The organism is Corynebacterium sp. NML 150383, assembly GCF_002285085.1.
In the GTDB taxonomy this organism is placed as follows: Bacteria; Actinomycetota; Actinomycetes; order Mycobacteriales; family Mycobacteriaceae; genus Corynebacterium; species Corynebacterium gottingense.
Genome location: NZ_NSGK01000003.1, coordinates 79,954 through 96,437 on the forward strand (window position 1 = coordinate 79,954; position 16,484 = coordinate 96,437).

11 protein-coding genes and 2 pseudogenes are annotated in these 16,484 nt (G+C 51.4%); 5 read left to right on the forward strand and 8 right to left on the reverse strand.

What is annotated here, in order from left to right:
- Positions 1 to 119 precede the first annotated feature (119 nt).
- Positions 120 to 615, forward strand: a pseudogene (locus CKJ85_RS04290) (integrase core domain-containing protein); the annotation flags it as partial.
- On the opposite strand, the pseudogene CKJ85_RS04295 reads toward CKJ85_RS04290, so the two are convergent.
- From CKJ85_RS04295 to wecC, 6 genes and pseudogenes are all read right to left on the reverse strand, one after another.
- Positions 599 to 959 (reverse strand): annotated as a pseudogene (locus tag CKJ85_RS04295) (transposase); the annotation flags it as partial. The pseudogenes CKJ85_RS04290 and CKJ85_RS04295 sit on opposite strands and share 17 nt — an antisense overlap.
- A gap of 56 nt (positions 960 to 1,015) precedes the next feature.
- Complete coding sequence (locus CKJ85_RS04300; RefSeq protein ID WP_095553535.1) at positions 1,016 to 1,453, reverse strand: hypothetical protein; 438 nt, start codon at positions 1,451 to 1,453, stop codon at positions 1,016 to 1,018.
- Positions 1,454 to 2,129: 676 nt separating this feature from the next.
- Entirely contained in the window at positions 2,130 to 2,999 is an 870-nt protein-coding gene (locus CKJ85_RS04305) for an ABC transporter ATP-binding protein (RefSeq protein ID WP_095553536.1), read from the reverse strand.
- Positions 2,986 to 3,903, reverse strand: coding sequence for an ABC transporter permease (locus tag CKJ85_RS04310; RefSeq protein ID WP_095553537.1), 918 nt, complete (start codon positions 3,901 to 3,903; stop codon positions 2,986 to 2,988). The genes CKJ85_RS04305 and CKJ85_RS04310 overlap by 14 nt, the downstream gene beginning before the upstream one ends.
- 570 nt (positions 3,904 to 4,473) lie before the next feature.
- Positions 4,474 to 5,409 (reverse strand): NAD-dependent epimerase/dehydratase family protein, encoded by a 936-nt coding sequence (locus tag CKJ85_RS04315; RefSeq protein ID WP_095553538.1) that lies wholly within the window; start codon positions 5,407 to 5,409, stop codon positions 4,474 to 4,476.
- Between the two features lie 114 nt (positions 5,410 to 5,523).
- On the reverse strand, positions 5,524 to 6,774 hold the full coding sequence (gene wecC, locus CKJ85_RS04320) for a UDP-N-acetyl-D-mannosamine dehydrogenase (RefSeq protein WP_233126946.1): 1,251 nt from the start codon (positions 6,772 to 6,774) through the stop codon (positions 5,524 to 5,526).
- Between the two features lie 141 nt (positions 6,775 to 6,915).
- Here wecC and CKJ85_RS04325 point away from each other — a divergent pair, with 141 nt between their 5' ends.
- Genes CKJ85_RS04325 through CKJ85_RS11820 form a run of 4 tightly spaced genes read left to right on the forward strand, consistent with a single transcriptional unit; the run spans position 6,916 to position 12,567 of the window.
- Complete coding sequence (locus CKJ85_RS04325) at positions 6,916 to 8,235, forward strand: UDP-glucose/GDP-mannose dehydrogenase family protein (protein ID WP_186439444.1); 1,320 nt, start codon at positions 6,916 to 6,918, stop codon at positions 8,233 to 8,235.
- A 35-nt stretch (positions 8,236 to 8,270) separates the two neighbouring features.
- A complete protein-coding gene (locus CKJ85_RS04330; RefSeq protein WP_143340151.1) occupies positions 8,271 to 9,896 on the forward strand; it encodes a glycosyltransferase in 1,626 nt (541 codons plus the stop codon).
- 5 nt (positions 9,897 to 9,901) lie between these two features.
- Complete coding sequence (locus CKJ85_RS04335; RefSeq protein WP_095553540.1) at positions 9,902 to 11,917, forward strand: glycosyltransferase; 2,016 nt, start codon at positions 9,902 to 9,904, stop codon at positions 11,915 to 11,917.
- Positions 11,917 to 12,567 carry a hypothetical protein gene (locus CKJ85_RS11820; protein ID WP_143340152.1) on the forward strand — a complete coding sequence of 217 codons (651 nt, stop codon included), beginning with the start codon at positions 11,917 to 11,919 and terminating at the stop codon, positions 12,565 to 12,567. The genes CKJ85_RS04335 and CKJ85_RS11820 overlap by 1 nt, the downstream gene beginning before the upstream one ends.
- Before the next feature lie 312 nt (positions 12,568 to 12,879).
- On the opposite strand, the gene CKJ85_RS04340 is transcribed toward CKJ85_RS11820, so the two are convergent.
- Together CKJ85_RS04340 and CKJ85_RS04345 are read right to left on the reverse strand one after the other, a co-directional pair.
- Complete coding sequence (locus CKJ85_RS04340) at positions 12,880 to 14,790, reverse strand: glycosyltransferase (RefSeq protein WP_095553541.1); 1,911 nt, start codon at positions 14,788 to 14,790, stop codon at positions 12,880 to 12,882.
- Between the two features lie 2 nt (positions 14,791 to 14,792).
- The gene (locus tag CKJ85_RS04345) at positions 14,793 to 16,298 is read right to left on the reverse strand and encodes a glycosyltransferase (RefSeq protein ID WP_158221615.1); all 1,506 of its coding nucleotides are present in this window, start codon (positions 16,296 to 16,298) and stop codon (positions 14,793 to 14,795) included.
- Between the last annotated feature and the right edge of the window lie 186 nt (positions 16,299 to 16,484).

The following is a 16,484-nucleotide window of genomic DNA, read 5'->3' on the forward strand; positions in this document are numbered from 1 at the left end:
GTGCCCCGAAGTCACGCGGTCACCAAAGAGCTTCCCCCGAAAACTGCAGTGTTACTCGATACTCACCATCGCGTTACTCGATACTCACCACGGTGTTACTAAATGCACGCGCGCAACACATTACCTACGTTCGCACCCTGTCAGGATTCGCCTATACCGCGTTTGTCGTGGATGTATTCAGCCGAAAAATTGTTGGTGTCGCTACACGCTCGACGATGCGTACCGATGCGCTGCCGATGGAGGCTTTGGAGCATGCGTTAACGACTGCAGGGCGAATCCATGGAAACCAGCCTCATTGACCACAGCGATCGGGGCAGCCAGTATGTGTCACTGAAGTATTCCACTGCGCTAGCTGAGTCAGGAATCCGCCCGAGTGTGGGAACAGTCGGCGACTCCTATGACAACGCATTGGCGGAGACCGTCAACGGTCTCTACAAGGCGGAACTGATTCATGCCCAAGGTCCGTGGACGTCGGTCGGAGAAGTCGAACTGGCCACCTTGCGGTGGGTGCATTGGTGGAACACTAAGCGACTTCACGAAGCATTGGGCTACGCCACCCCACAGGAAGTAGAAACCGAGTACTATCTCACGCAGCCCGTCAGTACGGGGCCGTAAAAGAAGCGGAACTAAACCCAGGACGCTTCAGTTGGTTGATGGCTTGTTTCCGCCGATGGCTTTCGCGCCTTCAATATAGTCGTTGCCGTCGGTAGCGCGCTTGGTGTTCTTCGCCCGCTGCGCAGCACGCTTGTCCTCAATGTTGCAGATCATCAGCCAAAGCGTTTTCAGCGCCGCCGTATCATTGGGGAGTTGTCCCCGATTGCGAGTCGCTTTACACAGCTCAGCGTTGAGCGACTCGATCGAGTTGGTCGTGTAGAGCAAGTTTCTAGCCGCGGGTTTCTAGCCGCGGGTGGGAACTGCAGAAACGGTACCACCCGCTCCCACGCGTCGCGCCAAACCTTGGCCGGCGGTCCCCTATGGAAACTCAAAGTTGTCACGACGCTACTTACGTTCTCACTTACTCCGCATGCTTCTGTACGATCTGGCCGAGCTTGGGCAGGGAAGGGCTGACAACATTCGCCGCCTTATTGCGCAGCGAAACGTATACTTTCTTTACCGGGACCGGCGCTGCATTCACCACAGCGTCGGCAGTATTGACCAAGTCCTCGACGACCTCGTCCTCGTGGTCGGCAAGGTAGCTGCCAAAATCTGTGCCCCCTTCGGCCTGGAACTTCGACCAATGAGGGTTTAGCCCCTCAACAACCTTGGGAAGCACCTTGCTCATGCCTTTGGGGACTCCTTGTGCATCAGCCTTCCTGCTAGCGGACAGTGCGGATCTCAATGCCATCCCGGTAAGACCAGACTGGCTGGTAGTGGCGATCTCTGCCAGATCGGCCAGATCCTGGGCCACTGCGGGACGGGTATCGGGCTCAAGCAACTTCTGCAAATCAGACATGCAAGCAAGTCTACTTCCAAGGAATAAACAATCAACATATAGACGTACTTGAAATCACCAACGCTACGCACCATTGAGTCGCGGGGCGGGTTCACAACCAAAGCTTTTTGCACCGGAAAAGCACCGATACCACTTGGACAAAGAAACACTGCCTGGCCGATCACACCGGTAGCAGACGCAAACTCACAGATCTTAATTCCCGAAACAACTTGAGATAGTGTCTTGGTTTCTACGTCCTACAAAGTCCGAAAATAAGCTAAAGCGCATCTCAGATGAAATGGTACGTCCACCAGCCGGATAAAACCCTTAAACGTCCGACCCGCCAATCGGTGCTCTCCGAAATGTTAGTTTCTTTTGGTGTGGCCGTGTGATTCGAGGGCCGGTTCCTATTCTCGCCCCAAGCCGGCCCAAAGCCCTCTGAGTAACCCCTGCTCGTTCAGCTGCCCTCTGAGATTCACGCTCAAGCCTTACCAGCTTTGTGACTTCGCCTGCCCCAATTAGCGCAATCCCGACCCCATCTATCACAGATTGGAACCTGAGCCCACGCCTAGAAGCCCCAATTCGAGAAGCCACCATTGTCACGAACCCGAGGGCAGTAAGCCCAAGATTAATCCGAAAGAACTGAGGAAACTGCATGGCAAATACTCTACCCGCATACGTAACATGGAAACCACAACTATAGCTCTTTGACAGTCTTAATACTCACGACCGATAAATTACGCTGGACTTCCTGAAGAAACTCAGAAGATTTCACCTTCTTCCCTTCCCTCAAAAGCCCGGAAAACTCAGAGTATTGAGACGTAATCTCATCCGTCGGCCCATCCGCGATCACATCTCCCCGATGAATCCAGATACACCTATCACATGCACGTTTTACCGCGGCAAGCGTATGCGACACTAGGAAAATATTCCCAGCATCCTCCAAAAGCGAATCCATACGCTCCTGCGCTTTAGAGCCAAATGCGGAGTCCCCAGTTGAAAGCGCCTCGTCGACGAGCAGAATGTCCGGTCGCACTGCAGTAGAAATCGCGAAACTAAGCTTTGACCCCATACCTGAGGAATAAGTACCCATGGGGCGTGTTGCAGCCTCGCCTAACTCAGCCCATTCAATAATTTCAGGAACCGTGTCCCGCGCCTCCTGTGCTCGCATCCCCAACGCGAGAAGACCTAAGTAAGCATTCTGCTCACCCGTCAACCAACTTTGGAGTGCTGGTGCCACACCAAGAAGCGTCGGCTGGCTTGAAACATGAATGACTCCGGTAGTTGGCGCCTCACTTCCGGAAATTATCCGGAGCAGAGTCGATTTACCCGAGCCGTTACGCCCAATAATACCGATGGACTCACCTTTTCTTGCCACAAAACTAACGCCCCGCAACGCGTCAACTGTTCGCGAGCGCTTGTGTTTCCCAAAATTCCGACCACCGCTAGCAGCAGCTCCAGTGAGCACATATTCCTTGCCTAAACCCTGAGCCACAACAGCAGGCTCATCCACAACCGTCTCCTGCAGGCCTCCACGCAAACTACCTTGCCAGTCACTGTCGGACATTTATATACCTCTCTTCAGCACCCCAAAAAAAGACCAATCCCACGACCAGAAGACCCACACCCCAACCGGTAAGCGTCAACCACGTAGATAAAGACGGGACAACAGAATACAAAACACTATCCCTTACCGCGTCGAGAAAAACATAACCCGGGTTATACGAAAACAGAGCGTAAAGTGTCGGCGAATGAGCGAAGCGCTCAAGCGGGAAAAAAATTCCAGAACTAAAGAACCAGCCCCGGAGACCAACATTAATAATGACCTTAAAATCCGGAAGAAACGAGGTAATACGCGCCACGATAAACATCAGGCCAGTCCCGAACGCCCACATCAACAGAGTCAAAGGTACGACAAAAATAATCGTCCAGGACAATGGCTTATTCCACTGCGTAACCAACCCCACAAAAACAGCCACGAGCAGTGTCGGCAGATTATCGATAAGATATCGCAACGACTGGGAGAAAACCAGTGTCGCTTTAGGAAAAGAGAACGCCTGAATGAGATTCCTAGAAGTTTGAATCAGAGACTGCCCACCATTGACAAGAGACGTCATAAACCCAAAAAACGTGACACCAAGAATCAAAAACCCGACAAAATTATCAACACCCCGCGATGTTTTCAGCAGGAAACCGAAAATCAAACCGTACATCGCAGCATCCAACATCGGCTGAGCGATCAGCCAAAACCTCCACAAGTTGTAGCTCTTTGCCGTACGGAAAGCACGATACCGCGCGTCTGTAACAATAAAATACCGCCGCTCCCAAAGCTGAGCCATATAAAGCGGCAGCGCAGGACGAACATTCAGCTTGCGCATCCGCCGCATATTGACCACCAATGTCTCAGCAGCGACACCCTCTGACGAACCACCAACACCAGCGGCACCCGATTCCGAGCGACTTCGACCCATTCCCGGACTCCTCTCAATCTATAATCCAAATACTACGAGCTTCGGTCAGAACTACCACTGTTCCTGATTCGCCCAAGGTAGTTGGCAGCATTCCTTCTTTAACGTCGCTTATGTAGATTTCTGTGCCTGTTTGCCTGTGGCACAGCGCAACGGGCAGCGGCACGTTAAGATGACGAATCCGCCATCATAGGCTGTGAAGGATTCCACGACGTTATCGGCTACGCCTCCGACATATCGCCTATTCAAGACAATGAGGGTACGGAATCGAACACAGGGAATGCACCTTCTTGGCGCACCCGAGCATAATCCAAGAATCGCCACAAGTTTGGTGGTTGCGTCGCCACCATCGTTCCTGTGGGGTATCTTCGGAAGGCAATCCCTACTGGGCCGGCGCACTACAGATGTTGGGACGAGTGAAGTGCTGTGACAATTTAGCGTCGCTCACCTTTTTGCACGCCCGATTCAGGATGTCCGCTTGCTCACAAGACTAATCTCATATGGCCTGCCAGGTTGGGCCCTACCTCCTGACGGACACCCCAGCGAGAATATCCACCGCCATAACGAAAAATCCTAGCTATTGCGAAAATAATCCACGGTGCGTCGTATGCCCTCATCCAGAGACACTAGGGGCTCCCATCCGAGAACGTTCTTTGCCTTTTCAGAAGAAAGCGACGATCGCGCGACGTCACCTAGCCGTGCTGGTCTACTGGTGGGACGGTCGACAGAACCTACCGCTTTCGCTACTGCAGAGTGCAGTTCGCTGTCAGTTGTTTCAGTTCCAGAACCAATGTTGAACCTTTCTCCGTCTCCTTTTATCCCGGCAGCTAGGCAAAAGGCGCGCGCAACGTCTTCGACATACACATAGTCGCGGGTATTAGTACCGCCCCCGAAAACGCATGTTTCCGTTCCGTCCAGAAGATGGCGAGCAAAAATCGCAACTACGCCCGCCTCACCAAATGGGTTTTGTCGCGGCCCGTAAACGTTCGCAGGTGCGATAAAGCTAGTTTGAACTCCATAAAGGTGCCTGTACACGTTCAGGTACAGCTCGCCTGCGACTTTCGAGGCTGCGTAAGGAGATTTCGGATCCACAGGAGCCTTCTCGCAAGTCGGTAGCTGCTCAGGCTCCCCGTAAATCGAGCCGCCCGAAGAGGTATGGACAACTTTACGTACCCCGCACTTCCTCGCTGCCTCAGCTATTCGAATTGTCGCGAGTACATTAGTTTCCGCGTCTAAAATCGGATCACTAACGGATTTGCGTACATCAATCTGAGCAGCGAGGTGAAAAACCACTTCCGGCTCGACGCTGTTGAAGATGGATTCGAAATCAACATCTCGAATATCTCGCTCGATCAGATCTACTGCACCATTCGAGGAGTGCTCCGCCAGATTAGATGTTCGTCCACTACTCAGATTGTCAACGACCGTTACAGTGTGGCCGTTTCCTACGAGTTGATCCACCAAATGTGAACCAATGAATCCCGCTCCCCCGGTAACTAATGCACGCATCCGATTTCCCTTCTAACTGATTATCTAAAACTTCAAACGCACCAGGCCTCGCCCGTAACTGACTATACAAGCAATATCTCCAAGTCAGTTGTATTAGACCGGCGTCACATTGCCTTAGCTGCTCCATTTGCCCGTGAAATCCAACAACTGGGCACTTGCAAACAGGTCCTGATCGACGGTCAGAAACTGCTTGTGCCCCACCAGCATTACAGCCAACGTACTTTCATCGAGCGCCTTTTCAACGCTTACCAACGTAACGTTTGCAAGATCTTTTAATGCCGGGGGTAAACAGGTTACATACGGCTCAACTACCATTACCGAAACAGCAGGGTTCCGTTCGGCAACGTTTCGTACAATTTCCAGCGATGGCGATTCGCGCAGATCACCTACGTCCGCTTTGAATGCAAGACCGAACACGGAGAGCGCCTTAGACTCATTGGAATCAATGGCTTTTTGTATCTCTTCGACAACGAATGTCGGCTTAGAATCATTAACCGCTCTAGCTGCATGTATCAATGGTGCACTGGAGGCAGAGGCCGCCAAAAACCATGGATCAACCGCGATACAATGACCACCAACTCCAGGGCCTGGAGAGAGAATATTCACCCGCGGATGGTGATTCGCGAGCTCTATCAATTCCCATACGTCGACGCTCAATTCGGCAGAAATCAACGATAGTTCGTTTGCAAATGCGATATTGACATCGCGAAATGCATTCTCAGTTAACTTCACCATCTCAGCAGTTGTAGCATTTGAACACCTGATGCTTCCAGTTACGAAATTTGAGTAGAGCGCCTCAGCCATGAGAGTGGCAGTTTCTGTGGTACCACCAACCACACGGTCGTTCGCGGGCATTTCCAATGTTATTTTCCCTGGGATCACGCGCTCAGGACAATACGCAAAATAAACACTGTTATCCCTCCCTTCTTCGAGGCTAAGGTCCGGACGTTGACCGAGAACCCTGCGAGCAACTGTTTCAGTTGTCCCAGGGGTAGAAGTCGATTCGAGAATAATCAACTCACCTCCCCTCAGGTGAGGTGCAATCGCATCGACCGCCGATTTTATGTAGCTATCATCGAACGAACGCCCCTTGCCCAACGGCGTCGGAACAGCAATAACGAAGGCTTCTGACGGCTCGACGACCCCGCTGACTTGCAGTAACCCGCTATCGAGCGCATCACACAACAACGGCGAGAACCCCGGCTCATCGAACGAGGCTTGTCCATTGTTGAGCGAGTCAAGAACCCGACTACTAGTGTCCACACCCTGCACCGCTAACCCGGCGTTTGCGAAGAACACAGCAGTTGGAAGGCCAATATATCCGAGGCCGACGACTGTCAACTGGGTGATGGGCGACTGCTCCACGTTTGTATCCTTTCATCCTTTTACCGCATACACTACTCACGTCGTGACTACAGTTTCACTGAGGGCAAAGGCTAACGCGACCTAGCGCAACTTCATCCCCAAAGAGGACATCCAGAATGAAACAAGGCATAATGTCCACTTATGCGGATGACAGTAATTGGAACTGGTTACCTAGGCGCGACCCATGCGGCTTGCATGGCCGAACTCGGCCACGAAGTGCTCGGCGTAGACCTTGACGAAAGTAAAATCGAAGCACTGAGGAATTCAAAAGTTCCGTTCTACGAACCAGGGCTATCCAAGATCCTCAAGCGCAACATCGACGCAGGTCTTTTGGATTTCACGAAGGACTATGCCGAGGCTGCCACTTTTGCAAACGTGCACTTCATCGGAGTTGGTACTCCACAGTTGCGCGGCTCATACGCCGCTGATACTCGCCACGTCGAGGCAGTGATCGACAGCCTGGTCCCCCAGCTCGAAGGCGAGCACCTAATCGTGGGTAAATCCACAGTACCCGTCGGCACCGCGTCCGCGTTGCAAGAGCGGGCCAACGCACTGGCTAAGCCCGGAGCGACCGTGGAGATTGCCTGGAATCCCGAGTTTTTACGCGAGGGCTACGCAGTCAAGGACACTCTCCAACCAGACCGCATAGTCCTCGGCACGCACGGCAGCAGCAACGCTGAAACCATCGTCCGGGAAGTTTACGCCACCCCACTGGCAAATGACACCCCCTTCATCTTGACAAATCTGCAGACTGCGGAACTGGTAAAGGTTTCCGCGAACGCGTTTCTGGCAACCAAGATCTCCTTCATTAATGCAGTGAGCGAGGTTTGCGAAAAAGCCGGCGCAGACGTGGTTCAGCTTGCGGATGCCATCGGTTACGACGATCGAATAGGTCGAAAGTTTCTGGGTGCCGGCCTTGGCTTCGGTGGTGGCTGTCTCCCTAAGGACATCCGTGCATTCATGGCGAGTGCGGGCGAGGTCGGGGCAGATCAGGCCCTGATGTTCCTACGCGAGGTCGATGCAATCAACATGCGTCGTCGTCAGCGTGTGATCGACCTCGCACGCGAGGAGCTCGGCAGCCTTAGAGACCGAAGAGCCACGGTTCTCGGAGCAACATTCAAGCCAAACTCTGACGATGTTCGCGATTCGCCAGCGCTTGCCGTAGCAGATCAGCTTTCCCTTGCCGGCGCCTCGGTGCGAGTCTACGACCCTCACGGCATGGATAATGCGCGCAAGGTCAACTCCACTCTTGACTACGCCACCTCGCTCGAGCACGCTCTCAGCGGAGCCGAAATTACTATCCTGGCGACAGAGTGGCGGGAATTCAGGGAGATGGATCCTGTCTGGGCAGCGAACCTCGTTGACAGGCGATTGCTAATCGATGGGCGAAACGTTCTTCCCATTAGCGATTGGAAAGCCGCCGGGTGGAAGGTTCGTGCCCTCGGTCGGTCTGTAGGTTAATTTCGACAACTGTACCGGAAGAAAGGACCCCAGTTTTGGCACGGTCAAGCAGCAAGGCAATCGATTCCATCGTCTATTTTTTGGAAGACGCGTCGGCGTTAGGGGGTGTGCGAAAACACGTTATTGACTCTGCCAGGGAAATAACTCGAAGGGGATTCAAGGTATCCATCGTTTCCCGCTATTACTCTGCAGACATCCTTTTGGAAGGTGCCCCGACAGAATTTATATACGAGCCCGGATATCAAGAGCTCGTCAGGTCTCCGAAAAACACCGGATCTGATGAGGCTATTTTTTCGGCACGGATTCGAGCCAACACCAAAATTAATCAATTTTTTGGCGGACTCACTAGCAGTACTGTGGTGATCGCTGTCCAGTATGGATGCTTGGTCGATCTCGAGCATGCCAATTTTCTACGAAAAGCTGATCGCCAATTTCATTTGATCGGCGCATACCATAGTTCATGGAATTATGCTAAAGAAGCTGGCTACCTTCGCCTATTAGAACGACTTCTTCAGGCGTGTGATCGCGCGGTCTTTTTGACGTCGGAGGATCTTTCAAAATTTGAAGCTGACGGCATCACCAATGGAATGTCAATTCCGAATGCGATTGAAAATCACCTTGGCCCCCCGTCGGCGAATCGTGATGCAGCCTGTGTATATGTCGGTCGTTTGCATGCAGAAAAAGGCGTAGAAGAATTAGTGAACGTGTGGGCGGATGCGATCGCCAGCAACCAGGGGTATCCGGCTCTGAAGATTTACGGCACTGGCCCACTGGAAGGGCGCCTCAAGCAATTAGTATCAACAAAGGGCCTCTCGGAGTGGGTCGAACTCTGCGGTTTCACTTCCCGCCCGCAGGATATCCTTAGCCAGCACCGCATGGTAGTCTCCTGTTCACCACGAGAAGGTTTTCCAATGATGCTGCTGGAAGCAGGTTCTGTTGGAACCCCCTGTGTGGTCTACGATGCAGGACCGGGGACACGCGAGTTTGCAAGTTCCAGGGGGGCAGGTTTCGTCATTCCAAAAGGTGACCGGACCCGGTTCATGGAAGCTGTGGCTGACCTTTCCAAGGACGATGAGCTCTGGAAAGATCGATCGAAAGCAGCCCTTAATGCAGCGTCCGACTACTCCCCAGATAAGATATACACCCAATGGGAACAATTGATCGCGGTGCTTTCTGGTGCCTATGATATTGTGCCCACTCCCCGCGTAAGCACCCCACCTTCACAGGAAGAACCTACAGAGGACGAAATGTCAGAACCGAACACACACCCCAACCATATTGCGAAATACGTCATCCCCACAGCTGTGGATTTTTCGTCAAGCTCATTAATCTTTAGCTTCTCAACGAGGGTAAACCTCAAAGACTACGTCGCTGCATTCCGCTATTGGGATGAGAGGGGCGAACCCCTTCGCGATAAAGTTGACGCCTTGAACTATTCCGATTTTTTGCAAGCTCCTTTCGCGTACGTCCCCGACTCAGACGTATACGGGCCAGACAATCCGATGCTACTGCCCCTGGAAGTACCACCAGGGGCGGCTAGAATGGAAGTGCAGCTACACCAGTGGGGTAAGCAAAGCGACCCGCGAAAAGCAGTGACCGTGTTCCTTAAGCAGAAAACCACCTCGGGCACTGTCTCCTTTAAGCTACCGGAAAGCGAGTAAAACGAGTGAATACAGTATCTGTCGTCATTGGGTTCAAAAATTGGGGGCTCGAGCGTCTAAGCATTTCACTGGCGTCACTTGTACCCCAGGTGGAAAAGGCCGAAGGTGAGGTGATCGTAGTTGATTATGGCTCTGACGAACCGGAAGCCGTTGAGACGGTCGTTCGGTCGGTCGGCGCGAGAACAGTTCGCGTAGAAAATGGCAACCCCTGGTCGCGTTCCCGTGCCCTCAATGCAGGATTTGCCGCATCAACTGGACGAATACTCATCAGCACAGATGCGGATATGATTTTCACCCCGAATGCCATTAGTGGCATATTGAATCGATTTAATGCCACTACCTCCCGGGTGAGCATCCTCCAATGCAAGGACCTACCGGAGTATATGGATGCAGAGTATTTTGCCGGGTTGGACTCCATTGATTTCGATCAGTGCGAAGCTGAATCGCTTTTCCGGCCCAGATACGGCATGGGCGGAATGATCGCTTGCACTCGCGAGGCTTACCTCCGCGCTAGGGGCTTCGATGAACGGATGCATACGTACGGTGGCGAAGATATTGATTTCGCACAGCGGTTGCGGAAACTAGGGTACCGATTTGACTGGATTAGTGATCCTGAAATTGCTATCTATCATATCTGGCACCCATCATCGAGAGCGGCCAGCGAAAGCTATTTGGAAGGATCCAATGCTGTTCGCAGAAACTCAGAGATCCTCGTCAGCGATCATAGCCCAATAAGAAACCTAACCCGATGGACGCATAAGCCATCAGATGCCAGACCTCTGGTTAGTGTGGTGATTTCGACTAAAGATAGAGTTCACTACCTGAAGGAGGCACTTGCGTCTGTACTCATCCAAACCGTTCAAGATTTTCAGCTAGTCGTGATTGACGATGGATCAAGCGACGGAACCTGGGAGTTCCTAAGCTCAATCCGAGACCCACGGATCACCATCCATCGAACCGACGGTATCGGTTTAGCAGCTGCTAGGAATATTGGAACGAGTCTAGCTACTGCAGACTGGATCATCATTCACGATGATGACGACATAATGCTTCCTACACGAGTCGAAGACCACTTCACAGCCTTGTCTGAGGACGTTGACGGCACTTACGGGGGATGGGTCGATTTCGAAGATAAACCCGGTGGAGGATTTGAAGTGTTTCCGGGCCGTGAGTTTTCGGAGGATGCGATCCGATTCGGCGGACAAGTATACCTTCATCCGACGTTGATGCTGCGTCGTGCACTAATGCAGTCAACGCCTTACGATGAAACTTTCCGATCAGGTTCCGATCTGAACATGGCGCTTCGAATGCTTCGCAACGGCATGAAACTCAAACATACCGGCAAGCTCGCGATCTTACGGCGCCTTCATGAAAAACAGGTAACTCATGCTGACAGCGGTTATCAAAGAGCATCTTGGGCAACCTCTAAGCAATTTGGCCACCCCAGCGTTTCCCTTCCGCAAAGCAAATTCAAGCGAAAGGGCGCTGATTCAAAATCGCCTCGGGTAGCCGTAAGCAATAACACCCCGAAGACCCTGCTTTCCCTTTACGGGCCTTCAACTCGCTCAAGTCGCAAGGTGTTCGCCTATCGAACGCACACGACCAACGCTATGCCACATGAGCATCAGCTTTCGGGTGAATATGCCGTCCTGTCGCAAGACGGAAGAGCCCACCACTCCTGGGGAGTGTTGGAGGATTCCAGTTGGTCCAGCATTTTTGATCTATCAGAAGCCGGATACGATATCGAACTCTTCGACAACGCATCCGCAAACACAGATTGGATGGTTCGAAAGGGACTCTACCGTGCCGTTGAGACGGCGGTCGGTAAACCCGGGATGTATCTCGTCAAGGTCCAAAATACCGTCGACGATGCAGCTGATTCGCCAGCCCTGGAGTTAGTCACTCCTAGGGGAGAGCGGTCGTGGATAAATATCTACAACGTAGAACCAGAATTTGGCCCCATGGTGTATGACTTGGTAGGAGATCAAGACTTCCTTTTGACGATTGAAGGTGAAAAGTAATGAAGTTTAGTTATTCGTTTGACGATATAGTTGGCTTCAGCGATATCGTTGGAGTCCCCGAAGACTACGACGGGAGCCCAACACCGAGAAAGCTCCAGAGCGAATTCATTTCTCCCCGTCCGATCCCGCCTAACGTCCTAGCCACTGCGGGAGTTCTTGCCTTTCGACCTTTCATTGAAGGCAAGGTCAGCGTAGATGGTGAAATCGACCGGCCCGTTGCAGAAAGCCTCCAAAGCTACCTGGAGCAATCATTCGTTCACTTTTCCGCTGTAACTTTTAGGCCGAAAGATCCGAACAGGCGACCTAACTCAGCCCTCCTGAACACATCATCGAGTGGCCTCACATTGCCGCCGATCGACAACAGCTTCGATCAGGATCGCGAGTTTCAACTTACTTTCCACGATTCGAGCAAGCGCGTTGGTTGGAGCATGGACCTGCCCAACATTGACATTCCTTCTAACGCAGGAGCATTCGCTGCCCCCTACGCCCCCTTTACGCGCGAATGGTGGTCACCATTTATCGCGGTGACTGTACTATTTGCAGAGGCATTCGAGATTGGCACTGTCCGTCTACCCGTATTTAGGGGGCAAGGTGAACGGGCACTTCGAGACGTCTTGCGCTCAATTGACATGCGGTTGGTGATCGGTTAGTTGTTATCCAGTACCGCGTGGTTCATTATCCGTGACTAAACGGGACATACTTGGGGGCCGAAAATGATTCATCTTCGGCCTCACTTTTCAAATGCGAACAAGGCCACTCTCATCAGTAGTTGATTTCCGCTTGATTGGACTGCGTGCGTCCCGGAACTGCTTGCAGCTAAAGGTTATATTAACCATATCTCGTTTAAATGTTTAAAGACACTGCAGACAGAATCAGCCCCGTAAAAACTGGCCGTCGGTGGCTAAATTCCTGACTGCCCCACCGTCTCTGACCAAATCTTACCCTAAACTTATAAAAGCTGGCTATCGACTTTCTCCAGAAGCGTGACCGTACAGTTGCAGCAACGCGGCTTTGCCTCCAGCTTGAATCGACTCAAACTTTCGTAAGTTTCTGCACGAAAGAACAAATTCAACCATTGATTCATGATCGGGAAGGATGAATTCCGCCGGGTAAACAAAGGACGCTCCCGGCCACGGCCTAAGTACTCCGATGCCGCCGGCAAAGAATATTTCTGTGGCAGACACATGTGAGCCTTCGATGTCACTCAATGATAGTACAATGCCAAAGTTTGCCAGTTCTCGCTTTGGATTTACCCAACCTGCAAAATCAACGGCTTCTCCGAGATCATGGTCTTCGATATACCGTTGGCACTCTCGATAATAAGCCATCTCATCGGAATCGTTCGCGACCCACGGTAGATCAGATGGGTGTTTTCCGAGCAAAGTCAGGGTGTATTTAGGGTCTTTTTTTCGCAAGTCGGCCAATAGTCTTAGTGCCCTATGAAGGCCTTTCAGCTTTGGCACAACTCCCACCATCGCTAGCCTGTAGACGCGGTCACCATCATCACCTTGAACATACTCATTAATAGCTAGGTAGTTCGGATGGTATTCGATCTTCGTTCGCGGTATGCCGAAAGACAGTTGTAGCTCATCCATCAAGGCAGGTGCAATCACTACAAATTGATCAACGTTTTCTACCACTACATGCAGGCCGTAATTCCTATTCAGCTCAAACCTATGGACACGAATAGACAAGCGCTGATGAGGAAGCTTGTGCTCTGAATACCAAACCGCGTTACCGAGCATCCATTCACAGAAGATTACATCCGCCCAGGTCAAAAGCTCAATGCTACGACTTTCGTCGTGCTCGTCATGATCCGCCCAATCATCGAATCTAATATTGTATTGTCGCTCAAGAAGTGGCGTCGCCGGACGGATAAATTTCATGTCATGCCCGGCAATCACCATTCTTGGTTTTATCGACTGCAGAAACTCTTCGTACCTATCCGCAAGTATGAAGTCCCGGATCTCACTGTACCGATCACGATATGTATATTCAGCGACTACAGGGTAGCTCCGCAGAAGGTTCCCGAGGAGACGAAAAGCACTTCTACTAAATCCGCTGCGGTTTATTTCAACCATGCTTTGGATTGCCGATTGCAGAGCGACCTGCCCCCGTACAGCAAAGTAGTCAATGCCCAGCTCCATCAGAATCTGTTGGGACCTTGACCACGCTTCGACATGGTTTAGCATTTCAGCATCTCCGTACCGCTGAGTCGCCGAAATTTGTCCCCGTACGGTCGAAGCGTCATAGATGTACAGTGGCTCATTAGAGTATTCAACATCGCCTACAGCAAGAGCTTCATAGAGGAATACGGCATCTTCCGCCATATGTAGATCCGTGCACCACGTCAAGGAGTTCGCCGTTAGAAACTCGCGAGAGTATACGGCGGTCGGAGTGGTACTATGAAAACGGACGATAGCCTCTGCCCGTGCACTGCGGGTCCGCGCCTTTTTCCAACTCTCAATTACATTCATTACCCGATCCCCGCTGTCATCCCGACGTATCAAAGGAGCCCGGACAAAGTCAGCACCTGTTAGTCGTGCTCTGTCGAGCGCAGCAACAACACCTTCCGGAAGAAGCTCGTCGTCCGCATCCAGGTAAATCACATAGTCACCAGTTGCGAGGGTCAAACCGATATTCCTTGGCTCAGAGGGCGATCCAGAATTATGTGAGAGACGCTTGGTCGTGGCCCAATCTCTTTGGCTATAGAAATCGAGAATTTTGCCGTATGATCCGTCGGATGAGCAGTCATCGACGAACACAACCTGAATATCCATCAAGTCACGTAGAGCGTCAATAGACGTTAAACATCGTTCCAATTTCGGACCGGGATTGTAGATTGGAACAATTACGCTCATGTCTTGCTTCACTTTTAGCCCTCGTCTACTAGAAGTTGTCCGAAAGAGGAACCTTTCAAAATGGCTCCCAAAACTTCGTGGACTGCCCCTTCAGACACCAGGGTCGGCCCCATAAGGCCACGCTGCACCACATTGTATGCCTGTTGTTGATCTCCCGCGAATGCAACAGGATACGATGAATACTGGGAGTGAAGCAGTAGTTCCCGAGTTATAGTGTCTAAGTCCATAAAGCCCGGTATTTCATTCGAACATAATATAAGAAATTGTTCTGCATCTATTGCCCGAAGAACCTCTCCCCCGTGAGGAGCATCTTCTGCCAAACGAATCACTTGAACACCGTTACGGTTGTAGTCCCTTAGTAAAAGGCCATAGTCGAAAGGCTTAATAGCTGGGCCAACGATAATCACCCGATCTTTAATCGTTTGATCGTTTAGATTACACAACGTATCAAAGACCCGATCAATGTCGTGTACATCAGCAAGTACCGCGACAGCTGCAACATGCGGCGAAGTTGATTCGAAGGAAATGCCTGAGACCCGAACTATCTCCTCGAATCGTTTAGCATAGGTGTGGTCGCGCAGGACAGTACGAAGATTCCTTCTCCGCCACTCGTCTATATCTCCTCTACTCAATGAATCCAGAGCGCCCGGATCGCGATCAAGGAAGAGCACCGTATCCCCGAACATTTCGTCGATGCCCCTTGAGTAGTTAGATAGAACAAAAGTATTGCAAGCCATTAGCTCGAAAATCCGACGAGCGAACATCGTGTCCGACTCCGTTTCAGTATTGATAGTAATACCAAAAACGGATTCTTTATACGCCTTAGCCACGTTTTCCCCGGATAGCGGGGGAAAAACATATGGCGTGTAACGGAGTGGGTACTTGTGTGTGTTGTCGTCTCTAAAGTAGAAAAACCTGTCATAGATTTTAAGCTGGCGATTAGAGTCAATGACCGTGTCAAAAATGTGCTCCATGTCTTCGCATCGTTGGCTATGGTTCTGATACCAACCACCAGCGAAAACAGCATCATCAGTTCGCTCAGCTACCTCTACCGGGTTAAACAGCTTAGGTTGCGCCGCGAATTGCAGAACATGCACGCTAGGGTGCCCGTGCTCATCTCTATAGCGACGTACACAGTCAACGTCTGTGGTAAAAATATGATCAAACTTGAGAGCTGTATCGACAAAATTATGAACCCGATCGTCGAAATGTGATGGGTCCTCTTTGTTCCAGAAGACTGTCGGGATGCCCTGCTTCTTACAATAATCAAGCATTTCAAATAGGACAGTTCGATTCTCGTGCGGAAAGTTTTCCGAGGCATAGACTTTTCCCTGCCAGGGTCGCCTTTCTGAATCATGGCCAGACCACGCAGATTCACATAGAAACAGCTGAGGCGATAACTGATCGAATTGTTGTCTCCAATTATTCGGAGTTACTGACACTAGATTGCATTCAGGAGCGAAACTCTGGTACGAAAATTCGTCCAAAACTGCAGCGACGCGAATATCCTTCAGCTTCAAGCTATTTGTTAGTTTCTTTTGGTGTGGCCGTGTGATTCGAGGGCCGGTTCCTATTCTCGCCCCAAGCCGGCCCAAAGCCCTCTGAGTAACCCCTGCTCGTTCAGCTGCCCTCTGAGATTCACGCTCAAGCCTTACCAGCTTTGTGACTTCGCCTGCCCCAATTAGCGCAATCCCGACCCCATCTAT